Annotated in this window: 22 protein-coding genes; 10 read left to right on the top strand and 12 right to left on the bottom strand. The window is 58.5% G+C overall.

Annotated elements, in window-relative coordinates:
- Nucleotides 1–3 precede the first annotated feature (3 nt).
- From truB to N2601_RS17930, 5 genes are all read left to right on the top strand, one after another.
- Nucleotides 4–936 (top strand): tRNA pseudouridine(55) synthase TruB, encoded by a 933-nt coding sequence (gene truB / locus N2601_RS17950; RefSeq protein ID WP_104821518.1) that lies wholly within the window; start codon nucleotides 4–6, stop codon nucleotides 934–936.
- Between the two features lie 91 nt (nucleotides 937–1,027).
- Nucleotides 1,028–1,879, top strand: a complete 852-nt coding sequence (locus tag N2601_RS17945) for an alpha/beta fold hydrolase (protein WP_104821517.1) — start codon at nucleotides 1,028–1,030, stop codon at nucleotides 1,877–1,879.
- Between the two features lie 151 nt (nucleotides 1,880–2,030).
- Entirely contained in the window at nucleotides 2,031–2,300 is a 270-nt protein-coding gene (gene rpsO, locus N2601_RS17940; protein ID WP_104821516.1) for a 30S ribosomal protein S15, read from the top strand.
- Between the two features lie 324 nt (nucleotides 2,301–2,624).
- On the top strand, nucleotides 2,625–4,763 hold the full coding sequence (pnp, locus tag N2601_RS17935; protein WP_104821515.1) for a polyribonucleotide nucleotidyltransferase: 2,139 nt from the start codon (nucleotides 2,625–2,627) through the stop codon (nucleotides 4,761–4,763).
- 310 nt (nucleotides 4,764–5,073) lie between these two features.
- Nucleotides 5,074–6,090: a class I SAM-dependent methyltransferase gene (locus tag N2601_RS17930; protein WP_104821514.1), complete on the top strand. Its 1,017-nt coding sequence runs from the start codon at nucleotides 5,074–5,076 to the stop codon at nucleotides 6,088–6,090.
- A gap of 44 nt (nucleotides 6,091–6,134) precedes the next feature.
- On the opposite strand, the gene N2601_RS17925 is transcribed toward N2601_RS17930, so the two are convergent.
- The 5 genes from N2601_RS17925 to fabA all read right to left on the bottom strand — a co-directional run bounded on the left by N2601_RS17925 (nucleotide 6,135) and on the right by fabA (nucleotide 10,772).
- Nucleotides 6,135–7,355: an acyltransferase family protein gene (locus N2601_RS17925; RefSeq protein WP_104821513.1), complete on the bottom strand. Its 1,221-nt coding sequence runs from the start codon at nucleotides 7,353–7,355 to the stop codon at nucleotides 6,135–6,137.
- A 157-nt stretch (nucleotides 7,356–7,512) separates the two neighbouring features.
- Nucleotides 7,513–8,091, bottom strand: a complete 579-nt coding sequence (locus N2601_RS17920) for a GNAT family N-acetyltransferase (protein ID WP_245463912.1) — start codon at nucleotides 8,089–8,091, stop codon at nucleotides 7,513–7,515.
- A gap of 78 nt (nucleotides 8,092–8,169) precedes the next feature.
- Nucleotides 8,170–8,976, bottom strand: coding sequence for an enoyl-ACP reductase FabI (fabI, locus tag N2601_RS17915; RefSeq protein ID WP_104821511.1), 807 nt, complete (start codon nucleotides 8,974–8,976; stop codon nucleotides 8,170–8,172).
- A 4-nt stretch (nucleotides 8,977–8,980) separates the two neighbouring features.
- The gene (gene fabB / locus N2601_RS17910; RefSeq protein ID WP_104821510.1) at nucleotides 8,981–10,204 is read right to left on the bottom strand and encodes a beta-ketoacyl-ACP synthase I; all 1,224 of its coding nucleotides are present in this window, start codon (nucleotides 10,202–10,204) and stop codon (nucleotides 8,981–8,983) included.
- Nucleotides 10,205–10,256: 52 nt separating this feature from the next.
- The gene (gene fabA, locus N2601_RS17905; protein ID WP_028754668.1) at nucleotides 10,257–10,772 is read right to left on the bottom strand and encodes a 3-hydroxyacyl-[acyl-carrier-protein] dehydratase FabA; all 516 of its coding nucleotides are present in this window, start codon (nucleotides 10,770–10,772) and stop codon (nucleotides 10,257–10,259) included.
- Between the two features lie 297 nt (nucleotides 10,773–11,069).
- On the opposite strand from fabA, the gene irrA reads away from it, so the two are divergent.
- Entirely contained in the window at nucleotides 11,070–11,489 is a 420-nt protein-coding gene (gene irrA / locus N2601_RS17900; protein ID WP_104821509.1) for an iron response transcriptional regulator IrrA, read from the top strand.
- Nucleotides 11,490–11,570: 81 nt separating this feature from the next.
- Here the strand turns inward: irrA and N2601_RS17895 are convergent, their stop codons facing one another.
- On the bottom strand, nucleotides 11,571–12,206 hold the full coding sequence (locus N2601_RS17895; RefSeq protein ID WP_104821508.1) for a trimeric intracellular cation channel family protein: 636 nt from the start codon (nucleotides 12,204–12,206) through the stop codon (nucleotides 11,571–11,573).
- 143 nt (nucleotides 12,207–12,349) lie between these two features.
- Here N2601_RS17895 and N2601_RS17890 point away from each other — a divergent pair, with 143 nt between their 5' ends.
- Nucleotides 12,350–12,826 carry a hypothetical protein gene (locus tag N2601_RS17890; RefSeq protein ID WP_104821507.1) on the top strand — a complete coding sequence of 159 codons (477 nt, stop codon included), beginning with the start codon at nucleotides 12,350–12,352 and terminating at the stop codon, nucleotides 12,824–12,826.
- Nucleotides 12,827–12,902: 76 nt separating this feature from the next.
- Here N2601_RS17890 and N2601_RS17885 read toward each other — a convergent pair whose 3' ends face one another.
- The 3 genes from N2601_RS17885 to N2601_RS17875 form a co-directional block, all read right to left on the bottom strand.
- Nucleotides 12,903–13,694, bottom strand: coding sequence for a YdcF family protein (locus N2601_RS17885; protein ID WP_104821506.1), 792 nt, complete (start codon nucleotides 13,692–13,694; stop codon nucleotides 12,903–12,905).
- A gap of 185 nt (nucleotides 13,695–13,879) precedes the next feature.
- Entirely contained in the window at nucleotides 13,880–15,118 is a 1,239-nt protein-coding gene (locus tag N2601_RS17880) for a hypothetical protein (RefSeq protein WP_104821505.1), read from the bottom strand.
- A 37-nt stretch (nucleotides 15,119–15,155) separates the two neighbouring features.
- A complete protein-coding gene (locus N2601_RS17875; RefSeq protein ID WP_104821504.1) occupies nucleotides 15,156–15,425 on the bottom strand; it encodes a hypothetical protein in 270 nt (89 codons plus the stop codon).
- Nucleotides 15,426–15,966: 541 nt separating this feature from the next.
- Here N2601_RS17875 and N2601_RS17870 point away from each other — a divergent pair.
- The 3 genes from N2601_RS17870 to N2601_RS17860 all read left to right on the top strand — a co-directional run bounded on the left by N2601_RS17870 (nucleotide 15,967) and on the right by N2601_RS17860 (nucleotide 20,738).
- Nucleotides 15,967–17,202, top strand: coding sequence for a tyrosine-type recombinase/integrase (locus tag N2601_RS17870; protein WP_260303260.1), 1,236 nt, complete (start codon nucleotides 15,967–15,969; stop codon nucleotides 17,200–17,202).
- A 225-nt stretch (nucleotides 17,203–17,427) separates the two neighbouring features.
- On the top strand, nucleotides 17,428–18,996 hold the full coding sequence (locus N2601_RS17865; protein WP_260303259.1) for a tyrosine-type recombinase/integrase: 1,569 nt from the start codon (nucleotides 17,428–17,430) through the stop codon (nucleotides 18,994–18,996).
- 902 nt (nucleotides 18,997–19,898) lie between these two features.
- Complete coding sequence (locus tag N2601_RS17860; RefSeq protein WP_260303258.1) at nucleotides 19,899–20,738, top strand: hypothetical protein; 840 nt, start codon at nucleotides 19,899–19,901, stop codon at nucleotides 20,736–20,738.
- 313 nt (nucleotides 20,739–21,051) lie between these two features.
- Here N2601_RS17860 and N2601_RS17855 read toward each other — a convergent pair whose 3' ends face one another.
- From N2601_RS17855 to N2601_RS17845, 3 genes are read right to left on the bottom strand one after another with little or no spacing between them, the layout of a single operon-like run.
- Nucleotides 21,052–21,714: a hypothetical protein gene (locus tag N2601_RS17855; protein WP_260303257.1), complete on the bottom strand. Its 663-nt coding sequence runs from the start codon at nucleotides 21,712–21,714 to the stop codon at nucleotides 21,052–21,054.
- 37 nt (nucleotides 21,715–21,751) lie between these two features.
- Nucleotides 21,752–22,255: a hypothetical protein gene (locus N2601_RS17850; protein WP_260303256.1), complete on the bottom strand. Its 504-nt coding sequence runs from the start codon at nucleotides 22,253–22,255 to the stop codon at nucleotides 21,752–21,754.
- A gap of 27 nt (nucleotides 22,256–22,282) precedes the next feature.
- Entirely contained in the window at nucleotides 22,283–25,969 is a 3,687-nt protein-coding gene (locus N2601_RS17845; protein ID WP_260303255.1) for a hypothetical protein, read from the bottom strand.
- Nucleotides 25,970–26,138 lie beyond the last annotated feature (169 nt).

The following is a 26,138-nucleotide window of genomic DNA, read 5'->3' as shown; positions in this document are numbered from 1 at the left end:
CGAATGTCCAAACCACGCAAACCCAAAGGCCGTCCGATTTCCGGCTGGCTCATCCTCGACAAGCCGGTGGACTTCGGCTCGACAGAGGCCGTTTCGAAGATCAAGTGGCTGTTCAAGGCGCAGAAGGCGGGCCATGCCGGCACGCTCGATCCGCTCGCCTCCGGCATGCTGCCGATCGCGCTTGGCGACGCCACCAAGACCGTTCCCTACGTCATGGACGGCCGCAAGATCTATGAATTCACCGTCACCTGGGGCGAGGAACGCGCCACGGACGACCTCGAAGGCGAAGTGACCGAGACTTCGGACAAGCGTCCGAGCGAAGAGAATATTCGCGCGCTGCTGCCGAAATATACGGGCGTCATCCACCAGATCCCGCCGCAGTTTTCGGCGATCAAGATCGCCGGCGAGCGCGCCTATGATCTGGCCCGCGATGGCGAAACGGTCGAGATTCCGTCACGCGAGGTGGAAATTTTCCGTCTGACGCTGCTCGCCTGCCCCGATGCCAACACGGCGCATTTCGAAGTGGAATGCGGCAAGGGTACTTACGTTCGGGCCCTCGCGCGCGATTTCGGCCGCGATCTAGGCTGCTATGGCCATATTTCCGGCCTGCGCCGCAGCTTCGTCGCGCCCTTCGCCGAAGAGACGATGGTGCCGCTCGCTAATCTCGTCGCGCTCGAGGCAATCGAGGATGCGGACGAACGGCTCGCCGCTCTCGATGCTCTGTTGATCGATACGGCGGAAGCGCTGTCGGCACTGCCGCATCTCGTCATCAACGACGACCAGGCGCATCGCCTGAAGATGGGCAATCCCATTCTCGTGCGTGGGCGCGATGCGCCGGTGGCCGAGAGCGAGGCCTATGCGACGGCGCGCGGCAAGCTGATCGCCATCGGCGAGATCGGACAGGGCGAATTCCGGCCGAAGCGCGTGTTCGGCTGACGTTCGGCCAGCCGAAAGATACAGCTATTGCGGGTAATTGGCGATGCGATATGCTCCCCGACGGGCCATAACGGCCCTCAGGGGAGAGAACATGCGCAGAATTACCATCGGAATACTGGCAGTCCTTTCGTTGTTCCTCACAGCAGCGAGCGCGAATTCCGCCGAGCGCTGGGCCGGGCTGCCGGCTTTTCCGCCAATGCCGCAGCCGAAGACGAGCGGCATGGCCGATGTCAATGACATCAAGATGTATTATGCCGAATACGGTGCGGGCGACCCAATCCTCTTCATCCATGGCGGACTTGGGAACGCCGACGTCTGGGGCCATCAGGTTGCCGATTTCGCGAGGGATCATCTGGTCATCGTTGCCGACAGCCGCGGGCATGGCCGCTCAACGCGCAGCCAGCAGCCCTTCGGCTACGACCTGATGACCTCGGACTACGCCGCGCTGCTCGACTATCTGAAGATTGGCAAGGTGACGCTGGTCGGATGGTCGGATGGCGGCATCATCGGCATCGACATGGCGATGAAATACCCCGACAAGCTGACACGCGTGATCGCTCAGGCGGCAAATGTCACCACCGACGGCGTAAAGCCTGACGTCATGAGCAACAAGACGTTCAACGAATACATCAATGTCGCCGGCGAGTATTACAAGAAACTGTCACCGACGCCGAACGAATACGATGCCTTTGTCAAGCAACTCTCGCAGATGTGGGCCACGCAACCGACATGGACGGCCGCCGACCTTGGAAAGATCACGGTGCCGGTCACGCTTGCCATCGGCGACCATGACGAGGCGGTCAAGCTAGACCATACGCAGATGATGGCGAAGGAGATTCCGGGAGCGAAGCTCGTCATCCTGAAAGACGTCAGCCATTTCGCCATGCTGCAGGATCCCAAGGGTTACGATGCGCTGATCCGGAATGCCATGGCGGGGCGCTGAAAAGCGCCTCAGGGAGAACCCTCTTTCCATTGTCGCTCATTTGGTTTATAGGCAGCGCCAGCATCGGGCCTGCCCGATTGCATTCGCGGCCAATGCTGGACGACATCCCGGCGTTTGGCGACATATTTCCTCTCATAGAAAGGACCATCCGATGTCGATTACTGCTGAGCGCAAGGCTGCGCTGATCAAGGAATACGCTACCGCCGAAGGCGACACCGGTTCTCCGGAAGTCCAGGTTGCGATCCTGACCGAGCGCATCAACAACCTCACCAACCACTTCAAGGACCACAAGAAGGATAATCACTCCCGCCGTGGCCTCCTGACGATGGTTTCCAGCCGGCGCTCGCTTCTTGACTATCTCAAGAAGAAGGACGAAGGCCGTTATACCAAGCTGATCTCCAGCCTCGGTATCCGTCGCTAATCGAATTTTCCGGCGGGCGTTCGCGTGAACGTCCGCCGGATGCTTATGAAGGGTTTGAAACCCATCAAACGTGTTCCGTCGCGCTTCCGTTTGCGCGATGTGAGACAGCCGGCAGGCCGGATGGGCCGGTTCTGCCAACACCAACCGTTGACCTGTCATGGGGCAGGATTGCCGGATGCTTTCAGCCGAAGCTTCATGCTTCGGCCGATCTTCGAAAGCCTCTCGTTGTCTTGCCCGTGATGCGTCACATTTCGTGCGGTTGAAGATGCGCCTTGCCAATCGATGGACGACAGCGCCTTTTCCCGCACTACGCAAGGACAAGATATGTTCGATATCCATACCGTCGAAATCGAGTGGGCCGGCCGCCCGCTGAAGCTCGAGACCGGCAAGATCGCCCGCCAGGCCGATGGCGCCGTCATCGCCACCTACGGCGAGACCGTCGTTCTCGCCACCGTCGTTTCCGCCAAGTCGCCGAAGCCGGGCCAGGATTTCTTCCCGCTCACCGTCAACTACCAGGAAAAGACCTATGCAGCCGGCAAGATCCCCGGCGGCTATTTCAAGCGCGAAGGACGCCCGAGCGAAAACGAAACCCTCGTTTCCCGCCTGATCGACCGTCCGATCCGCCCGCTCTTCCCGGAAGGCTACAAGAACGACACCCAGGTTGTCGTCACCGTCATCCAGCATGACCTCGAAAACAACCCAGATATCCTGTCGATGGTTGCCACCTCGGCAGCGCTGACGCTCTCCGGCGTTCCGTTCATGGGCCCGATCGGCGGCGCCCGCGTCGGCTACATCAACGGCGAATACGTGCTCAACCCGCATCTCGACGAGATGGAGGAATCGAGCCTCGATCTCGTCGTCGCCGGCACGCAGGAAGCCGTTCTGATGGTCGAGTCCGAAGCCAAGGAACTGCCGGAAGACGTCATGCTCGGCGCCGTCATGTTCGGTCATCGCGGCTTCCAGCCGGTGATCGACGCGATCATCAAGCTCGCCGAAGTTGCCGCCAAGGAACCCCGCGATTTCACGCCGGACGATTTCTCCGCGCTCGAAACCGAAATGCTGGGCCTTGCCGAAGCCGAACTGCGCGAAGCCTACAAGATCACTCAGAAGGCCGATCGTTACGCCGCCGTCGACGCCGTCAAGGCCAAGGTGAAGGCACACTTCCTTCCCGAGGAAGGCGAAGCCAAGTACACGGCTGAAGAAGTCGGCGCCATCTTCAAGCATCTGCAGGCGAAGATCGTTCGCTGGAACATCCTCGACACGTCCAGCCGCATCGACGGCCGCGACTTGCAGACGGTCCGCCCGATCCTCGCTGAAGTCGGCCTGCTGCCGCGCACGCACGGCTCGGCCCTCTTCACCCGCGGTGAAACGCAGGCGATCGTCGTTGCCACGCTCGGCACCGGCGAAGACGAGCAGTATGTCGACAGCCTGACCGGCATGTACAAAGAAAACTTCATGCTGCACTACAACTTCCCGCCCTACTCGGTCGGCGAAACCGGCCGCATGGGTTCTCCGGGCCGCCGCGAAATCGGCCATGGCAAGCTCGCCTGGCGCGCTGTCCATCCGATGCTGCCGACGGCAGAGCAGTTCCCCTACACGCTGCGCGTCGTTTCCGAAATCACCGAATCCAACGGTTCCTCCTCGATGGCGACCGTTTGCGGCACCTCGCTGGCGCTGATGGATGCCGGCGTACCGCTGGCAAAGCCGGTCGCCGGTATTGCCATGGGCTTGATCAAGGAAGAAGAGCGTTTCGCCGTCCTTTCCGACATCCTCGGTGACGAAGACCACCTCGGCGACATGGACTTCAAGGTCGCCGGCACGGAAGCCGGCATCACCGCGCTGCAAATGGACATCAAGATCGAAGGCATCACCGAAGAGATCATGAATGTCGCCCTGAACCAGGCGAAGAGCGGCCGTTTGCACATCCTCGGCGAAATGTCCAAGGCCATCTCCGAAAGCCGCGGCCAGCTCGGCGAATTCGCACCGCGCATCGAAGTCATGAACATCCCGGTCGACAAGATCCGCGAAGTCATCGGCTCCGGCGGCAAGGTCATCCGCGAAATCGTCGAAAAGACCGGCGCGAAGATCAACATCGAAGACGACGGCACCGTCAAGATCGCCTCGTCCTCCGGCAAGGAAATCGAAGCGGCCCGCAAGTGGATCCACTCGATCGTCGCTGAACCGGAAGTCGGCCAGATCTACGAAGGTACTGTTGTCAAGACCGCCGACTTCGGCGCTTTCGTCAACTTCTTCGGCGCCCGCGACGGCCTCGTCCACATCTCGCAGCTCGCTTCCGAGCGCGTTGCCAAGACGACCGATGTCGTCAAGGAAGGCGACAAGGTCTGGGTCAAGCTGCTCGGCTTCGACGAGCGCGGCAAAGTCCGCCTGTCCATGAAGGTTGTCGACCAGGCGACCGGCCAGGAAATCGCTGCTGAAAAGAAGAAGGACGACGCGGCCGAATAAGCCCCGCCTTCACTCATGTTCCGGGGCGCGGGATCTTTTCCGCGCCCTTTTTATATTGAATGCCGCCGGCCGCCCTTGCTGATACTGAGTGCCCGGCCCCTCACCCTAGCCCTCTCCCCGCACGCGGGGAGAGGGGATAGCGACTGTGCTCGACGACTACCCTCCCACCAAACCGAGGCATCTAGTCTTGCGCTGTCGTCTCCTCTCCCCGTCCCAACGGGGAGAGGGCTAGGGTGAGGGGCAAGCATGAGGTCGAGAACTGCGCGCATATCCGACAGACGAAACCCACTCCCATGACGAGACCATGCCCATGAGCCGCGATGCCCTGAAGACCCTGTTCCATCCCTTTGCCTCCGGCACTGTCGACGCGCCCGGCGAGGGTAAGCGGATCCTGTTTCTCGGCGCCGAGGCCGGCTTTTCGCTGCCCGACGGCTTTGCCGCCGAGCTTTCCGCCGTACAAGGTTTCCGTCCCTTTTATCGCCAGCTTCAGGCGCAGCGCGTCAATGTGACGCCGCAGATCGAGGACGAGGATTATGATGGCGCGCTGGTGCTCTGCACCAAGCACAAGGGCGAGAACGAAGCCCATATCGCCGAAGCGCTGAAACGCGTGAAGGCGGGCGGGCTGATCGTCGTCGCCGGTGGCAAGGAAGACGGCATTCAGCCGCTGCGCAAGCGCATCGAAGGTTTTGGCCTGGATGTCGAGCACATGCCGAAATATCATGGCGTGGCGTTCTGGTTTACGCGGCCGGCAGACACCGCTGCTCTGACAGCGCAATTGGCAAAGCCCGCCACACGCATCGAAGGCCGGTTCACCACCGCTGCCGGCATGTTCTCGCATGATCGCATCGACGCCGGCTCCGAATTGCTGGCATCGCGCCTGCCGACCGATTTTTCCGGCGACGCCGCCGATTTCGGCGCCGGCTGGGGCTATCTCTCGGTGGAACTGGCGACCAGATCGCCGCGGATCGCGCGCCTGGACCTCTACGAGGCCCACTACGCAGCGCTGGAGGCCGCCCGCGCCAATCTCCTGGAAAACTGCCCGAAGGTCGCCCAGCGCTTCTTCTGGCACGATCTGGCAAGCGAGCCGGTCAAGGACAAATACGATCTGGTGATCATGAACCCGCCCTTTCACGAGGGCCATGCTGCCGAGCCTTCGCTCGGCCAGGCGATGATCAAGGCGGCATCCTCGGCACTGCGCGGCGGCGGCCGCCTGATGCTGGTCGCCAATCGCGGCCTGCCCTACGAGCCGGTGCTGGCGGAGAATTTCCGCGAGCATGGCGAGACCTGCCGCAATGCTCGCTTCAAGGTGCTGTGGGCGAAGAAGTAAACGACAAAGGCGGCCAATCGGCCGCCTTTTTATATGCGAAGGATTTAGCCGGTTCGGCTCGAGCGGGGCATCAGGTGATCGCGCAGGGTCAGGAAGTTTCTTTCGACGAGAAACCAGAGCGTCGCCGCCACGATGAAACAGGTGGCGAAATAGATGACGAAGCCCGAGAGCCCCTGAAGATTGTCCTTGCCGAACGCCATCTGGTCGAGATGGTAGACGCCCTTATGGGTCAGATAGAGGCTGTAGGAGAGCGTGGCGATACCCGATATGGCCGGAAGATGCCAGCGCGCGATCCTGGGCTGCAGGTCCAGCAGTGCGCCGAGAATGAACGCCACTCCCGCCGAGAAAAGCGGAAAGCCGACGACCGCGCCTGGAAGAGGCTGAAGTACAAGCGGCAAATTGGTTTCAGCAAACGGCCCGCGGACGGAAAAGATCACGAGAGCCACTATCACGAACAGGCTGCCTATACCGAGCGCGATGTATGGCGGCATATATCTTTCCCAAAGCAGCGGCTTGAACAGCCGGATTGCTGCGAGAACGACGCCAAAGGTCAGTCCGTCCAATCGATTGTAAGTCGGATAATAGACATCCCTGAGATAGACGGCCAGCGCCGCCCTGTAGGCCTGCATTTCAGCAGCCGGGCCGACGTCACTCTGCCAAAGTGCAAACCTCAGACCCATGCCGGCCATCAAAATTGTCGCAATCAGAAAAGCAACGAAAACCACCGTCGCGCGCCGCTTCAGCAAGATGATGAGAACCGGCAGGGCGAGATAGAAATGCTCCTCGACGCTCAGCGACCAAGCCTCGGTGAACGCCCCACCATATCGGGGATCAAGCCCGAAATTGACGGTAAAGGTCGCAAAGCGCCAGGCCGGTTGCATAGTCGGCGCGTCACGCAGAATGGGGAAGACGGTGTAGATGGCCAATACCATGAAGAATGCCGGCAGGATCCGGAATGCACGCCGCAGATAGAAGGATTTCAGGTGCACACGACCATCGCGCACGACTTCGGTCAGTAGCTGAGTGCCGATGAGATAGCCGCTGAGCACGAAGAATATGTCGACGCCAATCCAGCCATAGGGCCTGATCCCGGCGAGCGGCAGTGGCGTCGCTTCCGCCGGCAGATGCACGAGCATGACAAGCAGGATGGCAAGCGCACGCAATATATCCGGCCCCAATGCCCTTGCGGTGGCGGCGGCTTCGAGCGATGCCCTCTCGTCCAATGGATCGAGCGGCTTGGAACTGGCAACAGTTATGGTGTTCACGGCTGGGGTTCCCGTAAATGGCTAGTGAATACCGATGGACATGCAGGAAATACTGTTGAATGCCTGCCTTGTATCGGAATTCCGGCCAGCCGTAACGGGCCATCCCCGGCAAGATAGAATTAACCTAAAATTTTCGTAAAATCTTATCGAATGGAGATTAACGCGCCTGATTCGGCGCTCTTAAGGCCCATTCGCGGCGGAGAACCGCATAAATATATTCGTCACCCCAGGCGCCGTTGAAGCGATCGTTTTCGATCAGATGCGCCTCGCGCCGCAGGCCGAGCCGTTCGACAACGCCGTCGGAGCCGGTATTTTTCGTGTCCAGCCGTGCAAAAATTCGGTGGAAGCCGAATCTATCGAAGCCGAGCGTGATGATGGCCCGCACCGCCTCGGTCGCATATCCTTTGCCGGCATAGGCCGGATTGAAGATATAGCCGACCTCGGCCTGAAGGGCGGCTTTGCTGGCAAGCTTAAGGCTGACCTGGCCCAGCAGGGCATCATCCTCGCTTCTCATGACGGCACAGCGCAGGATATCGCCATCTTCCGACAGGCGCGTGTTAAGGCTGGCGTCGAAACGCTCCCGCATCTCCTGCGCGGATGGCGGGTCGCTGTAGAGGAAGCGGTAGATGGCTGGCTGGGAACGATAGGCGCTGTAAGCCTCGAAATCCTCCGGCACGAAGCTGCGGAGAATGAGACGTTCGGTGGATGCGAGGGGTTCAGCCTTGTTGAACGTCATTGCGGATCCCGGTGACAACATTCCCGAGAAACCTATCCCCCACAGCCGATGGCGGCGGGGGACAATTCCGAGCGGAAATTATTCGGCGTCCGCGCTCGACAGCGTTTCCAGCGTCGGCATCGAGGTGATGTTGTAGCCGGCATCGACAAAATGAATTTCGCCGGTGACGCCCGCCGAAAGCTCGGAAAGCAGGTAAAGCGACGAGGAGCCGACATTGTCGATGGTGACCGACTTGCGCAGCGGCGCGTTGCGCTGGTTCCACGAGAGAATGGCGCGAGCGTCGGAAATGCCGGCGCCGGCGAGCGTGCGGATCGGGCCGGCCGAGATAGCGTTGACGCGGATGCCGCGCGGGCCGTAGTCGGCGGCGAGATAGCGCACGGAGGCTTCCAGAGCCGCCTTGGCGACGCCCATGACGTTATAGTTCGGGATAACCCGCGTCGAGCCATTATAGGTCAAAGTCAACATGCTGCCGCCTTCGACCATCAGGTCGGCGGCGCGCTTGGCGATTTCGGTGAAGGAGAAGCAGGAGATCACCATGGTGCGCGTGAAATTATCACGCGTGGTATTGGCATAGAGCCCCTTCAGCTCGTTCTTGTCGGAAAAGCCGATGGCGTGGACGATGAAATCCAGCCTGCCCCAGCGCTCCTTGATCTCCTCGAAAACGGAATCGACGGAGGCGATATCCTCGACATCGCAAGGCAGAAGGAAATCGGAGCCGACTTCGGCGGCGAGCGGCTTGACGCGCTTGCCGAGCGCCTCGCCCTGGAACGTAAAGGCAAGGCTCGCGCCTTCGGCCGCAAGAGCCTTCGAAATACCCCAGGCAATGGAATGATTGTTTGCGACGCCCATGATGAGGCCGCGCTTACCCTGCATGATTCCCGTCATTGCTTTATCCGTTATAGCGCTGGAATACGAGCGTGGCGTTGGTGCCACCGAAGCCGAAGGAATTGGAAAGAGCCGTGTCGATCTTGGCATTGTCGATGCGCTTGCGCACGATCGGCACACCTTCGAATTCCGGGTCGAGTTCGGTGATATGAGCGCTTTCGCCGATGAAGCGCTCCTGCATCATCAGGATCGAATAGATCGATTCCTGCACGCCAGCTGCACCGAGCGAATGGCCCGTCAGCGATTTGGTCGACTGGATCGGCGGGATGTTGCTGCCGAAAACCTCGCGGATGGCGCCGATTTCCTTGCTGTCGCCGACTGGCGTCGAGGTGCCGTGGGTGTTGATGTAATCGATGTCGCCCTTTACGGTCGCAAGTGCCTGACGCATGCAGCGCACAGCCCCCTCGCCCGATGGAGCGACCATGTCGTAACCATCAGAGGTGGCGCCATAGCCGACGATTTCCGCATAGATCTTAGCGCCGCGCGCCTTGGCATGTTCCAGCTCTTCCAGGACCAGCACGCCGGCACCGCCGGCGATGACGAAGCCGTCACGCTTGGCATCATAGGCGCGCGAGGCGGTTTCCGGGTGATTCTCGTTGAAGTCAGAGGACATGGCGCCCATGGCGTCGAAGAGGTTCGACATGGTCCAGTCGAGATCCTCGTGGCCGCCGGCGAACATGACGTCCTGCTTGCCCCATTGGATCATCTCGGCGGCATTGCCGATGCAGTGCGCCGAGGTCGAGCAGGCAGACGAGATGGAATAGTTGACACCGTGGATCTTGAACCAGGTGGCGAGCGTTGCCGAGGCGGTCGACGACATCGACTTCGGAACGGCGAAGGGGCCGATGCGCTTCGGGCTGTTGTTCTTGCGGGTGATATCGGCGGCTTCGATCAGCGTGCGGGTGGACGGGCCGCCCGAGCCCATGATGATGCCGGTGCGCTCATTGCTGATGTCGCTTTCTTCGAGGCCGCTGTCGGCAATCGCCTGCTTCATCGCGACATGATTCCACGCGCCGCCCTGCGACAGGAAGCGCATGGCGCGGCGGTCGACCAGATCCGTCGTGTCGATCTTCGGCGAACCCCAGACCTGGCACTTGAAACCGTGTTCGGCGAAATCGGAGGAAAAAGAAATGCCCGACTTGGCTTCGCGCAGCGAGGCGGTGACTTCCTGCGCATCGTTTCCAATCGAAGAGACAATACCCAGACCCGTAACTACTACCCGTCTCATGTCGATGACCTTTTCTAAAAGCTCTGTCTTTGTGGGGCGGCGGTGCCGCAGCTCAGGCAGTCTTGTCTTTTGACAGGCCTACACGCAGGTCTGTCGCCTGATAAATGACTTCGCCATCCGCTTTCAGCCAGCCATCGGCGGTGCCGAGAACGAGGCGGCCGCGCATGACGCGCTTGAAGTCGATGCCGTATTCGAGAAGCTTGGTATCCGGACGAACCATGCCCTTGAACTTCACTTCGCCGGTGGAAAGCGCCATGCCGCGGCCGGGCTCGCCGAGCCAGCCGAGGAAGAAGCCGGTGAGCTGCCACATGCCGTCCAGGCCGAGGCAGCCCGGCATGATCGGATTGCCGGCAAAATGGCAAGGGAAGTACCAGTCGTCGGGACGCACGTCGTATTCGGCGCGGATATAGCCCTTGTCGAAGGCGCCACCGGTTTCGGAAATATCTGTAATGCGATGGACCATCAGCATCGGCGGCAGGGGAAGCTGCGCATTGCCCGGGCCGAACAGTTCGCCGCGGCCGCAGGCCAGGATTTCCTCATAGTTGAAGCTGGATTGTCTCGTCGTCATAAAGTTCCGTTTCCCCCGGTGAATGCCGATTGATGTGAAGCTTTAGTGTAAGATCGACAGAAAATGAAGCGCAAGCATGACGCTCGCATTCCACCGTTCGATCGAACACACTTCACTGTTATGTGGTGGTCGCATACAGGAAGGCCAGGGCTGCGGCCAGAGGCAAATGCGTCAAAAACCCTATTTTTACGGCTTTTGACCGCCTTCCCACCCTATTGAAACTATTGAAAGCAATTCGTGCAAAAGTTATATGGCTTAGTAAAGATTTATAGAGATCAGGAATCCGGAGTTCCCTGAATGGCGGAAGAGGCCGAAATCGCGATCGAAACCAGGCTGCGCAGCGCAGGCCTGAGACCGACCCGGCAACGCGTCGCCCTTGGCGACCTTCTCTTCGCCAAGGGCGACCGTCACTTAACCGTCGAGGAACTGCACGAAGAGGCGGTCACCGCCGGTGTGCCGGTTTCGCTCGCCACCGTCTACAACACGCTGCATCAGTTCACCGAGGCCGGCCTGATCCGCGTTCTCGCCGTCGAAAGCACCAAGACCTATTTCGACACCAACGTGTCCGACCATCACCACTTCTTCATCGAAGGCCAGAACGAAGTTCTGGATATTCCGATCAGCAATCTGACGATCGGCAACCTGCCGGAACCGCCAAGGGGCATGGAAATCGCCCATGTCGACGTCGTCATCCGCCTGCGCCGCAAGCAGCGGTAAGGCTAGGCAATAGGCAATAAGCAATAGAATTGCCTTCGAGCCATTCACTATTGCCTACCGCCTAATTCCTGCTGCCTCCGATTACATCACATCGTCGGGATGCCGGCCGGGCTTATGATGGTAGGTCGGGAAGGTCCAGCCAAACCAGAGCGCACCACCGCGCACCGCGAAGGCTGCGGCGATGCCGAGTGCCGCCGAGGCATAGAGCGGCATCGTGGTGGCATTGGCAGCGGTGAAGGCGCCTGCCCCCACCAGCGCCGCGGTCACGTAGATTTCCGGCCGCAGCAGCACCGAGGGCTCATTTGCCAAGAGATCGCGCAGGATGCCTCCGAAGGTCGCCGTCAGCGCGCCGGTGACGATGGCAACCGTCGGCGAGCCGGTCGCCGCCATGCCCTTGGCCGCGCCCATGACGCAATAGGCGGACAGGCCGACCGCATCGAGCCAGATCAGCAGCCGATAGCGCGATTCGAACAGATGTGCCGTGAAGAAGACCAGCACGCCGACGATGGCGCAAATGATGATATAGGTCGGGTTCGACACCCAGAAGACCGGCACCCGGCCGAGGACGATATCCCTGAGGGTGCCGCCGCCGATACCGGTGACCGCCGCAAAAAACAGGAAACCGATCGGATCGAGCTGCTTGCGCGAGGCAGCGAGCGCGCCGGTCGCGGCAAAGAGGGCGACGCCGGCATAGTCGAGAAACGAAAGAAGCGACATTTAAGGCTCCAGGAGAGTGCCGGCGCGATTTTCGGCAAAGTGAATCACGGCGGCAAGGGCCACGCAAGCAGGCAGGCGTAAAGATATCCGAGCGGCCACGGCACCCCCTGCGGCCGGCCCTGCGCATTCAAGAGGAAATCCCGGTGAAATCCCTGCTGATCGTGATCCTGAATCTCATCGCGCTCGTGATCATGCCCGTCGTGGCGCAAGCGCAGCAATCGCTGGTGCAAGATCCGGTGGCCTTCGAGAAGGAACATTTCACCAAGCGCTGCGAGGGACAGGCAAGCTTCGGTGACGGCTTCGCCACGGAGCGGGATATCAACAACGACTCGCTGACCGACCTTGTCGTCAACGAGGGCGAGATCACCTGCAAAGGGGAAAAGGGGCCCGACTGCACCGACGAGGGCTGCCCCTACAACTTCTATATCCATGTCGCCGAAGGCGGCTATATTCTCGTCGCCACGGCACGGATCTACGGCTACGATTTCATCCAGCGCTTCGGCAACATGGTGCTGGTCATGAAGATGCACCCGCGCTTCTGCGACCGCACCGAGGGCGATCCTTGTGAAATCACCGTCCGCGTTCGCGGCGTCAAATTCGTCACCGTCGCAAAAAAGTAGCTGTCAGCCGAGCATCTCAGGGCCAGTGCCGCGTGGTTACGGGCCGGGCCACCTAGTTAGGGGCCGGGCCACCTGGTTAGGGGCCGGGATAAAGCGCCGAGGTGCGGCCGGCGGCGTAATAGCCGACGAGGCCGATCCATTCGCGGATGCCGGTCGCCAGCAATTGCGCGTTCAATGACGGCTGGGTGAAATCGAGCTCAAGCGTTTCCTTACCCGTGCTGCGATAATCGACCGGCCAGGGAACGACATCGATGCCCTGCTTGCGGAAAAGGCCCATCGAACGTGGCATATGGAAGCCGGAGGTGATCAGCAGGCAGCCGGACAACCCGTTCTGCGCCAGCAGCTCCTTCGTGTTGACGGCATTTTCATAGGTGGTGCGCGACGTCGCATCCTCGACCAGGCGGTCCTTCGGAAGGCCGAGCGCAACAAAGAAGCGCTCGGAAATGACGGCATCCCCCTCATACTTGCCGCTGATCGATCCGTCGCCACCGGAAACGACGACGCGCGCCTGCGGAAACTTCTGCGCCAGCCGCAACGTCTCGACAAGACGATCGCCAGCCGAATCGAGCTCATACCCACCCCGCGCCGTCGTCACCTCATTCTGCGTAGCGCCGCCGAGAACGATCATGCATTTGAGATCCGCGGGATCGGAGGTCGGACGCGGAAAGCGTTCTTCCAGCCCCTGGACGATATAGGCGCCAGCGGTCGTGTAAAGCGCGACGAACAGGATCAGGGTCGACAACAGCGTCGAGATGACCACGACAACGCGCCGGCCAACCAGGCTGCCGATCAGGGCCAATACGCCGAAGAAAAAAGCCAAAGACAGCGGCTGACCAAAAATCCAGACAAGTTTGGAAAAAACGAACAAGATACATCCTCGGGCGTGTCGAGCCGGGGCTCTTGAGAGCGCCGGCAGAAAACGATTCGTTTTTTCCTAGCAGATATTTGTGCGCTGCAATGTGGCGATTTTGGTTGGTGGGTGAGGGAAAGGAGTGGGCGGAGGGCAGGACGATGCTAACACTTGCATGTCACCAGCGGATTAGCGAATAGCATTCAGCCGAACAGAAGATTACGAACAAAAATACCGGCAGTGAAAAGCAATGCGGCGCCCAGTAAAGAGAGGATTGGTATGGCAACGCCTCGACCAGCTATCGATAATCGCACGACATCACGTTTAAAGTCGTAACGCGGTTTCACGATCAGGTTGCTTGCGTAGTAGATCAGCGCAATGATGGCCAGCGCTGGGATTACAAAGGCGTTCGTCTTCAAGAAGTTTGCCATCGAAAGTATAAACGGATTCGTAGGCAAACTTTTATCCGCGAAGCTGATGGTGAAATTCATCACTGTTATCGCAATGGCAACTACCCAGAGAAGAAACGATCGCTGGATTTCGCTGTTACGCTTTTGTTCATTTAGCTTGAAGTCGATGTAGTCTTTTGTCGCTTTGATAGATTCTTTTGATGAGGCGTCGTCAAACTCAGGTAGCACCAAAGGGTATCCAACGGAATCAATGCGGCGCTGGATTATGGTCTTGTAAGATTGAAGATAGGCCAAGACACCTAGAGCCCTGACATGTTCTGACGGGTTTTCCTTTCTCTTCACGGTGATGATGTGAAAATAAAGGCTGTACATGATCTCAAGGCACCAACGCAAATCATCTGATTTGGCCTGACGCTGCGTAGTGATTATCGTATCGGCATCATTTCCGTGGTGTTGGTGCTGGTGCGTCAAGTCGCGAACAAAAAAATAGATTTGGTCAGCTATGCCATGTTCCAAATCAAATTCTATGGTGTCGGTATATTCCTCGGTATTTCTCCGCAGTTCGGAGTCAGACCATTTTAATTTCGAAAGCGTTATGACGCCATCGCGATTCAAGACGACATCCATGTGGAAGTCGCATCGTGCTAGCATCGATTGACTTAGCTCAAGATACTGTTGTTTGAGCCCCACGTTCATCGCACCCGGATCCAAGGTCCGCATCGACTGTACAGAACTCCGGAAGCTCTCACGAGCGCCGCTTTTGGAGAACGTTTCCTGATGAAAGACGAAGACCTTGCCGATGAGCTTAGAGTCGGGAGAAGGCAGGGTGCGCCGGGATCTGGCGCAAAAAACAAATTCGAAACGACCGCTATATCCGAATAGCCTTCCGATAAAAGGCTCAAACAAAACATCACTTAGCTGACGAGATTGCGCTGCGGCCACGTACAAATGAGACCCATCAGATGAGTTCACATATTCCGGGTTACTGGGATACCGCGTCTCGCCGATAAGCTTGTACGAAAGCCGGGCCATTTACCGTCGGCACCCAGCCTTTATAGAACATTTTTCGTTACAACACCTGATCGACCACATCGTTACGAAGCTTGCCATTGGGCTCGATGCGCTTTTTTTTGGTATTATAAACGATACCGGCCCGAACGCGACCATCCGGAGTTCCGTTGTATCGAACAGTGGCCTTGCCGGAAATCGCCGCCATCAAGGATGGATATCGAGCTCGAGACTTCTGATATTCAATCCTATCAAACTTCGCGAGTTTGATTGCGAAGCGAATCAGGGATAGACCGATGGCGCCCGACGCCACGGCGAGGATAAGATTCATTATCATGACTTCCCCCCGAATCGAATTCAGTTGAGTGTACTACAAGAAACGCTTGACTCAAGACGCAACTATTGCTGCGTCGATTCGTTCCACGACCTGGCGCTAGGCGCCGCCGTTACCATGTGGTAATCACCGTGTCAATTTACAATAAATGGTTGAACGAAGGGTTACCGAATTCGACCATGTTGGCGACAAGTCAACATCAACTAGACCGAACTGGTCCGCCAAGTAAGTGCCTTTTAAGCGAAGGTTGGTGGAGCTAAGCGGGGGACAACCCGGCAAACAAAACTATCCATACAGATCAAATTCTTATTGCTTTTCAATCGCTAACGGGACTAGCCTTGGGTACTTTAATGGGTACTCAGAGGTCATTTTGCCCCCGTCATCCTCAGCAGATCGCAAATATTTAGAGCTTCATGGCAACCAGTGGCGCGTCATCGTCAATGTACCCCGAAGACTGCACCGGAAGCTAGGCACCAAGTTAAAGAGGGGGCTGGGTACTGATAGCCTGCGCGAAGCAAACCGGCTGAAGTGGGACGCGGTGGCTGACCTGAAGGCGATGATTGAGCAGGCTGATGACCCCCTCCTGTCCAAAGATGCCGCCCTCACCCGTACCCGTGAGCGGGCCATGCGGGAGGCCACCTTGCTTGCCGAGCAGCGGAAGATTGCCTTCGACGTGGAGCAGCGCGAAGAGATTGACACTGCGATTGGGTGGCGTGCGGAAGAGCTGGCGGGACGGCCTGTTGCGACCGATGAGGATGGCAACGAGATTTATGATCCCACGCGGCTAGAGCTTGCAGCGAACTTCTTCCAGACGGCGCGGGGCGAGAGGACACCCATCGATCAGCACCACCAAAAGTTTCTCGCAATGTCGCAAGTCAAGCCACGCACGCTTGCCGACGACATACGGTCAATGAAGCTCCTCAAGAAATGGTGTCAGAAAGCAGGGGTTCCGCCGTACTTGCAGACCTTAACGAAGCGCGAGGCCGTGCGGTTCTGCGACGAGTTGCCCACGATGACGGAGAAGCTTACGCCGGTCACGTTAAACAAGACCATTAGCAGGCTATCGGTCTACTGGACGTGGCTAGAGAACCGGCATGAGGTTGATGCCAATATCTGGAAAGGTAGGCGGCTGAAAGAGCCGGCGCAGACCTCTGACCAGAAAGAACGCCCATTCACCGAAGACGAGATGAAGGCATTGTTAGGTGGCGAAGCCGTGCCCGAGATGCACGACCTCATGCGGATCGCGGCCCTAACTGGTGCCCGCCTGGACGCCATTGTGTGCCTCAGGGTGAAGGATTGCCGAGATGACGGGGTCTTTGTGTTTAAGCCTCAGAAGAAGGAGCCCGGCCCTCGCCTCTGTCCTATCCATTCGGACCTTAAAGAGATCGTAACGCGCCGAACCAAGGATAAGACCCCCGACGATGATATCTTTCCGGAGTGGCCGGGCGTGAAGAAAGCGGGATCTTTGCGGGAGCGGTCCTTCAAGACCTCAAATCAATTCACGGAGTACCGGCGTAGCGTTCACGTTGATGACCAACTGGAAGGCAAGCGGCGCGGCTTGGTCAATTTTCATAGCTTCCGGCGCTGGTTCATCACCAAAGCGGAACAGGCGGGTCAACCCGAGAGCACCATTGCGGTTGTCGTCGGGCATAAGCGTACGGGGATGACATTTGGGGTCTATTCGGCGGGGCCGTTGCTGGAGCAGGCAAGGCTCTGTGTGGAGGCCGTGAAGCTACCCGCCTTTAAGAAAGCCACGGGAGGCGGGCATGATTAGGCCGGAGGCAGCCGAGTATGTGTCGTTTGAAGATGCTGCTTCGGTAGCTCTGGGGCTCTGGGCGGTAGCGACCGGAAGGATGCCATACTGATGCCGCCGCGTCGGGTCCCCCTGCATATGAGGGAAAACTCCAAGGTCCCTCAATTCTGTCTCCGTATCCCATCCGACATTAAGACCCGGATGGTTGGCCGAACGGTCGCCATTCCAATCACCCCAGATACGACCGTGAAGGCGGAAATCACGGAGCGCACCGAGGCAATCCGCTTTTCGCTACGAACCCGTGACCGAGGAGAGGCCCGCCGTAGAAAGGCAACTGCGGAGACTTACCTTGATAAATACTTTGCGGTGGTGCGCCTGGGTCGCCCCGTAGAATTGAGCCATAAGCAAACCTTGGCGCTGGCCGGAGAGCTATATCGCGCCTGGGCTAGTGAGCCGGACGAGATGCCCAATGCAATCTACATGGTGGAAGGGTTGGGTCTTCCGACCGTTCCCCCTGTTGATTTCGATGCTGAAGCCGTCCAGCTCCTCGGCGCGGCCCTTGCCGTAGAGACATACGTGACCCCCGAGAAGGGTGCCGAGCGGCTGGAGCTATTTGGGCCGGTGGCGTCCATCATGCTGTCCCACAAGGGTATTCCCTATGTGCCTACCTCAGTGCGTGAGCGCCTTGTGCTAGCTCTATGCCGGGCTCTAAGCGCTGCGCTAAAGACACGCGCTCGGTACGCAATGGGCGACTACACGCCGGACGACACTTTAGCGAAATATCCCGCCTGGGAGCCGCCTAAGATCGATCAAGCGCAAGCGGTCAAGCCTTCACCAATCCACGGCACGGTATCACTGACGGGACTCGTAGACGCATGGTGGATGGAGGCCAAACAGGCGGGACGCTCTGAGGCAACCTACCTCCAGTTCAAAGGCATCTTTAAGCAACTAGCTCGGTTTCTCGGGCATGATGACGCACGCATGGTTACCACGGAGGATATCGTGCGGTTCAAAGAAGATCGCCTTTCGGTGCCCAGGCCTCGAACGGGCAAGCTCATGTCGGCGCGGAGCCTGAAACATACCCATCTCAGCGTATACAAAAGCATCTTCAAATGGGCGGTCGCCAACTTCAAGCTGACCTCTAATCCCGCATCTGGGGTCACACTCGTAGTGCCGAAGAGGGTGAAGGTCCGAGCCCGAGACTTCACGCCGGTTGAGGCTGGAGCCATCCTTTCTGCTGCCAGCGCTCTGGATAACATTGCGTCACCTTCGAGCAACGAGGTGATGTGCCGGTGGGTGCCATGGCTTTGTGCCTATACCGGTTGCCGCGTGGGGGAGGCCATCCAACTCCGCAAGGAGGATATCCGTTTCGAAAGCGGCACTTGGATCATAAAGATTACCCCCGAAGCTGGGCCCGTGAAGAACAAGGAGCTGCGTGAGGTTCCGCTACACGTCCATCTTGTCGAGCTAGGCTTTACGGCTTTCGTGAAAAAGGCGACGGCGGGTTATCTCTTTATCGAGTTAGGCCCTGAGGCGAACCTGAAGCAGATACTCGCGACACGGACTGCCCGACTAGGCTCTTTTGCTCGCCAGTGCGTGAAAGACCCGAATGTGTCCCCTAACCACGGGTGGCGGCACACCTTCAAAAGCCGTGGCTTTGAGGCAGGCATTCAGGAGAAGGTCTTGGATGCGATTTGCGGGCATGCCCCATCATCGATAGGGCGGCAATATGGAAGCGTCACGATGAAGACCCTCGTTGACGCCATGAAGTTATTTCCACGTTACGAACTCGGAAAGCAGAACAATGCAAGATAAGGATTTCCACCGCAACTTTGTGGCTCACATGACGCTTTCCTTTTTGGAGGAACGCAAGGTTTGGCTTGAAGCAGTGCCGGAGCTTAGCCGGATATTTAGCGCAATGCCGAAACGCCCCGGTTTCATTGGGGTCCACCTGGAGGCAGTCCCATACTGCCACGGGTCGGTCGTCCTCACGGTGACCCTAAGGGACAAAACAGAGGGTGATCCACAATGGTGGTGGTGCGAAAGCGAATGCATCCACTCTGCAAAGGTGGGTATCGGGCAGAGGGTAGCGCAAGCTAGATCGCAGATCATGGGGCTAAAGACGCGGCGGGCACGGGTGACACGAACCAGACCCCTCATAAGCCGGGGTGCTACTAATGTGGTTTCCATGCGATGGTACAAACAACTTCTAGCCGAAGAGGGTGCCTAAGCCATCGGCGGGAGCTCTGGTGTGGCAGACCAACTCAATCACGGGGAGAGCATGGTGGGTGCTGATGTGGGGGAATACCAAGAGCCCAACCGTTGGGGTCTCTTCAGGGCTGGTTACCAGATGGGAAGATGCATATCGCTCGCTCCCGGCTACATGCCCATTGTCATCCTAGTACTGACAGTGGGTTGGTACATAGACCATGGCAGCCAGCGGGCAGAAAGGGCCAGGGTGCTCGAAAGCTCATTGGAGGCGTGGTGCCCTTTCTGGAAGACGGATCAAGCATGGTGCATCGCTGGGAGCCGCTACATGCGGAGACCCACATTGGCGGAAATCAATCGGTGAGCTCGTATGTGATGCTTGAGCTGGGGAGAAACGCTCGCCCTGTGATTGTTGTTCATTGCGTAAGCGCCTGGGTTGTTGCATCTATTCAGCTTTGTAGCCTTCATGTTTCTCCCCGACTGTGACTAGCCAAAGCTGCGAGGCCATCTTGAGCGAGTTTGAGCGATCTGAACTTTCCTTCGAACAGGCAGAAGGAGCGGAAGCGCTACCCACTCCGATGGCCCTAAAGCATGTTAGTGCTGTTCTACGAGCACGTCTCTGGGATGTCATGCTGCTGCGTGTCGAAACAGAGATGAAAGAACTCAACTGGCAGCGTTCTCTCGGCCGCAAGTGGGCCGGAGCGTTTCGCGACTTCTGCGTGAAGAAGCTGGCCATGTTATCCGACACGGTTGGCACCGCAAAGAGCAACTTCATCGAAACGATGAGGCCGCGCTTCCAGAAAGACGACTACATTAAGGTGCTGGGAACCGTAGAGTGGTTTGTCCGCAACTGTGCCGATGACCATTTGAAAATTGCGGTGCGTGCCGTTCTTGAAGAAGAACGCTGTGCCTACCGTTTGGTTGAGACATCCATCATTCCTGTAGCCTCGCCGGAAGAGGGAGAGGCATTCATGGGAGCACTCGACGCCCTCACCAAGCCATCGCTCGGCGGTGCACGGTCTCATCTTCTCAAGGCGGGCTCGCTTTTAACATCAGGTGATTTTGCTGGCAGTGTTCGCGAGAGTATCCACTCTGTGGAATCGACAGCTCGCTCGCTAACTGGCGAAGGAAGTCTCCTCAAAGCACTTCAAGAAATATCCAAAAAGCACCCGATGCACCCAGCACTGAAGAACGGCTTCAACAGTATCTACGGCTACACCAGTGATGCAAACGGCATAAGGCATCCGATAGTTGGCGATGATGGGCCGTTAGTTGGTGAGGCGGAGGCCATCTTTATGCTCGGTGCTTGCGCATCATTCGTGACGTATCTTTCGCGTGCGGCTCAGTAGCTTTCTGAAGAGAGCGTTGGGGTGAGGCTTACTGCGCTATAGACCCACCATCGCTACAATCCCCCGGATGATCGCTGAATGGTTAGCTTAAAGGTGATCACTTCACGGACTGATAGCACCGTGTTCCTTAGGTTGGCAGCCAGTCGGGACCATAGAGTCCGCGCTTTAAGCTGCCGCCATGTCTGCCTTTACGGGACAGCTTAACGGTCAATGGTGGTCTAGAGAAGAAAGCCGTAAGCGTTGGGCTGAATGCCCCTCCCGTGTGGTCTACCTTATGCTCTTTATACGTAAATTTCCTCAAAATGGGACAAACCTAAAAGGCCAGCCGAATGGCTTTGACGTAACGGGAAACCGTCTGCTTTGGAAAAGAGGTCATCCGCACAATCTCGGCCTGCCTATGACCCGCTGCCATTAGCTCTTCGATAAGGCAACGCTTTTGGTCTATCTTCTTTTCCGGCCTCTTCTCATTCCTTCCGGCCCTGCCAAGAAGCGCTTGGCCTTGCGGGGTAATAACGATCATGGTCCGAAACTGCCCGCCACCGAGATGAGTCTCAATCGGAATTACTAGGCCCTTCTCGATGCCTTTCGGACTGGCTTCCGGCGTCTGGAAATACCGGGGCTTCCTCAACGCCGGATCGATGATCATTGGGACCTCCCGAAAGTCGAGAACCCGATGGACCAATTGCAGCCGCTCCATTTCATCCGTGAGCTGATCTGTCGTAATGCCGAGGGATGCCGCAAGCCTCCCGATGCTCAAACACCCGGTCACCAATTCGCCCGTGATGGGATTGGCGATTTCGCCCGGTTGCCTATCCTGAACGTGAAGCATGCTACCCTTTCGGCGGTATTCTGCACCCATCCGCGTCAACTCAGATTTGCTCCACGCCTTTCCTCCGCGCGAAATAGCATCCGCCCTGACAGCACGCATCCAGTCATTGAAGGCCGGGACGTGGGGTAAATTGAAGAGAGCGGGCATTCCGCGCCCGCCCTCCGGTCTTGTTTGCCGGCTCATGTCAGCTCGGGAACTTCTCGTCCGCTTTCGCCAGCGCTTCCTCTGCCGCATCCCTCCGAGCCTTCGCGTCATCTGAGGCCTGCGCGAGCATTTCCCTTTCAAGTTCCGAAACGGGAGGGCGACAGACGATGGTTATTTCCCGCGCCGCCGCTAAATCATCGATTGAGCGAATAAGCTTTTCGGCCTTATAGGGCTCGCCGTTAGGCTTCCGATGGTGATAGCGTTTCGGCCCTTCTGCCCCCTCCTTGAAGGGGTCCCACAAAGTGGACTTCTCTTTCGCTATTATCACCAAGCTGGACCTCTGGGCGACTTGGGGGAGCGCGGCGAGCACAGCCGCATAGTGCCCCTTCTCGGGTGTTCCATCGTCAAAGTTAGGCTTGGCGCTATCGTTGGTCCATGTGAGGACTCCGACCCCATCCACAAGGCGAGACACCCAAACGTGGGCGGGAATGAACATGCCGGGGTTCCGTCCAGCCACGGCAGTGTAGAGCATTAAGCTAGCCATCAGGCTGTGCTTCCTTTTCAATATGAGTTACTGCCCGGCTCCAAAGCCGTCAATGATGCCTTGCACCGAGCCTTGCTTCTGGCCTGATTGTGCCTCTTGCTTGAGGTGGGCATAGTGGTCCACCACCTTACGCTGAGCCGCCATCAAGGCATCCCGCACGTTCTTGTCCGCACGGATACGGGCACCGGCTGCATCACGGTATTTGTTGATGCGAGTGGCTAGCAGCCACATCTTTGTGCCTCTAACATCTCGGTCACCATCCGGTGCACGCTTGTAGGCTTCAGACCGCATGGCATCCGCTACGGTGTCCCTAAGAGACTTGGCATTGGGGCTAGGCTTACCGGCCAACCGCTGGTACGCCACGTAGGCGTTATCCCCGTTGGTCATGGTGATGTTGCGGAGGTCCACCCCGTTCCATGATGGAGACGGGGGGTTCATCTGCCCGCCACCCTCAAGCCCGAGCCTAAGGGTCTCCTGATCCACGAGGGAGCCGTTGTCGTCTGACCACAAGCCCTGCCTATTGAGAACGGGCTGGCCCAACCAGTTGTACTTGGGTGGTAGGTCCTGCGACATGCCGGGGATGACTTGCATCATCTTGTCAGCAATCGTTCTGGCATCCCTGAGGTACGGGTCCGTAGAGAGCTGGCGTGTGGCTCCGCTGAATGGGACCATGCTTTGGGCCATGCTGCCTGCAAACCTAACGCCGTTGGCATCGGGGTCCGTGATAGCGTCCAGCGCTTGGTTCAAGCTCAGCAAGTACGTCCTGCTGGTGAATTGCTTGGCGAGCGATATAAGCAACGCCCCTTTTGCGTTCTCAATTTCGGGCGTTCCATCAGCATCGTCTCCCATGATGTGATAGGCGTCCTGGATATCCGCGATGATGCCGAATGGCAGCGCGATGGGATCATACCGGTTGAACGGGATGTAGGACTTTGTGCCGTCATCATGCTGGACCACGATGCTGTACGGCTGCCAGCCGGTGGCTAGAGCTTGGGCTTTGAACTGCGGATTGGAAGACCCGCCGCCTGTAACCATGCCCTGAGCACCGAGGAACGCAGCGGCTCCCATAAAGAGAGACCCCATCGTCATCTGGCCAACCGCCTGGGCTTTCGCCTCCTGCCCGAGCGCTCCGCTGAGCATCTGGCGATACTCTTCTTGGAACATATTGAGGCCGGGTGTCATCTTCCAGCCGTACCGGATGACGTTGGTCGGCGTCTTCACGAAAGGCAGGATGAGACGGACTAGCTGGGTCTTGTCATTGGAGATGAAATTCTGGACGTTCTTGCCGAATGTTCCCGGCAGGAGGTCTTGCTGGAATGTCGCAATGTTGGCTTCACGGAGGGCATTGGGGTCTAGCCCTCGGCCCTCAGCGTCAAACGCATTGTCCAGGCGCTGCGAGACGTAGCTCTTGACGAAATCCTTTGCGGACTTGCCAGTGAGCCCAGCCTTCACGGCTTGCTCGGTGCCTTCCATATTGGCACTTGCTGCCAGCTTGGAGCGGTAGACAATCTGCTTCACCAGCTCATCCACGCCACCAAGGGTGCGAGGAGCTACACCCGCCACGCTGAGCGGGATGGAGAACGCATTGTAGAGGACGTTGGGGATACTATCCCAAGGCTTGAAGTAGTTGGCTCCGAGGGCCTGTGTGCCGGGAACCTGCCATCTCGCCTCTGGGCCGAATGCCTCCGAATTGTGGGGACGCAGCACGCCGTCATTGTTGGCGAACGCTTTGACAGCCTGTGAGAAGCCATCATAGAAGGCAGACCCCATGTAGGAGTATTGCTTCAGGTTTTCCTTGATGAGTGCCTTGCTGGCATCGCTGCCTGCTACGGCTCCGGGGATAGACCCAAGGATGCGTTCCATGGGCCGGACACCGAGCATGTACCCATTGGTCATCATGTTGATGAGCTGGGTCTTAGGGCCGGACACCAAGCTAGACACCCGCATGTAGTTCACGGTGTCCATGATCTTGCGGCCCAGTCTGGGGTCTGCCAACGTCTTCAGAGCATTCGGATTTGCCTGGGCTTGGACGAGCAAATCAAACAGCCGATCCTTACTCACGCCTTCGAACAGCGAGGGATCAAAGGGCTTGCCCCTATTAGCGCGAAGCGAGCGCCCGGCCTGGGATCGTATATCGCTGGCAATCTTGAGGAAGGTGGTAGCAATCGAGAACCGCTTGGCAATCTCCTGCTCCATGGCCTCTACGCTGCCATGCTGTGTATAGTCCCCAATCTTGCGCCGCATGGCCAGCAAGGAGGCGTCCTGAAAGGCCTTTGCCGCAAGTGATCCCGCCGTGATCATCTTTGCTGTCAGCGTAGTGGATGCCTCTCCAGCCTGCTGAAGGATACCGGCAAGCCCTGCCGGATCAGTTCCAGTCAGCGAGGCAAACGCCGCGATCTGCTCTTGCAGCTTGGGGTCTGTCAACGTTCCCCGAAACCCTTGAGCTTGAAGCTCTTCGGCTTTGTGGTTGACGGCAAGGTCCATTGCCTCCAGTACATCACTGTCATTCTTGAAGCGGTCCCAAAGGGTTCCCAAGTCGGGGCTCAGTCGTTGGCCAGCCTGGGCCATCTTCCCCCAGCTTCCATATTTTACCATCGCTTCCCAATCTCGCTGGGCGTTCTCAAGGGAAGACGGCAGCTCGTCCAGGAGGCTCGGCATGGCGCTGGGCTGAAATTCCACCACTGGTTTGAACGGTGGGGGGTTGGCGGCGGTTGGCGGCTCGGTTGTCACCGTGGGTGTGCTGCCGGTGTCTGAGAGGTCCTGCGCTTGGGCAGCCATCTGCCGGGCCTCACCTGGAGTGGCTTCTTGCTGTGTCGGGACTTGGGGCTGGGCTTCGGACCCCCCAGCCAGCTCTTGGATAGCAGCTCCAGCCGGGTTGCTCTGTGCGCTTGCTGCCTCGGAGCCTGCCCCCTCGGTGACACTAGGACTTGCCACGGCGTTCTGATTAGCGGGGTTGTACTTTTGGGGGTCAACCGTCCCCGGCTGCTGTCCAGCACCGGTATTGGCTTGCTGCTCCCGCGCTATGTGGGAGTGCTGCTCGGCCTCAAGGCTACTTACAGCCCGGCTTGCCGAAGCCGTATCGCCTGCCTTCAGGTACTTCCATATCTTGAGACCCCCGGTGAATGTGCCGATGATGGCAGCATCCATGCCAAGGCTCTCCATGGCGTTCTTGAGGCGTCCCATTGCGGCGCTATCCCCCGGCTTGGCGGCTAGCCACGCATTGAAGGAGTTGGCCAGTGGGGTGTCCTGAATGAGGTTCGATAGGCGGGCTTCATGGGGATCGAAGGCGATGGCACCAGCGAGGGCCGCTTTGCCAGCTTCAAGCCCAGCCTTGCCATACTTGTAGGCTTCCGCGAAAGCTTGGCCCGATGCCAGCGACTCGCCCACCAACGGCACAGCCTTTGCCAGAGAGCCCAGCTTGCCAAGGCCCATCATCGCCACGGTGAACTGCCCGATGCCCGAGGAGAGACCCCCGATGATCGGGCTTTCCTGCTTGATGTGCTGGTCCAGGCTCTCTACGAACTGGCGTGCTGCTGACTGCCGCTCTGGTGGCGTATCGCCGAACAAAAAGTCTTTCGTCTCGAAGACCGACTTAAGGCCACCCGTGACAGGCGCGACCATCCCGGCCATGCCCGTAGCGTTCTCTTGGGAAGCATGCGGGTCATCCGGCGCAACATTCGGGGCGCTAAAGGAGCCATCAGGGTTCTGCGTCATGCCTAGCTCCGCGCCAAATGGCTGCTCAGATGTCCCGCCCTGAGCCGAACTGCTACCACTAGCAGCAGCCTGAACAGTGCTAAGGAGGTTATGAAGAGCTTGGGGGTCTACCTGCGGGAGGGTGGCTTGGGGCTGTGCGGCCTGCTCAGTGGTAGGTGCAGCGGTGTCG

Source organism: Rhizobium sp. CB3060 (assembly GCF_025200735.1).
In the GTDB taxonomy this organism is placed as follows: Bacteria; Pseudomonadota; Alphaproteobacteria; order Rhizobiales; family Rhizobiaceae; genus Rhizobium.
Note: the sequence above shows the minus strand (reverse complement) of the source record. Positions and strands in the feature narration are given on the sequence as shown.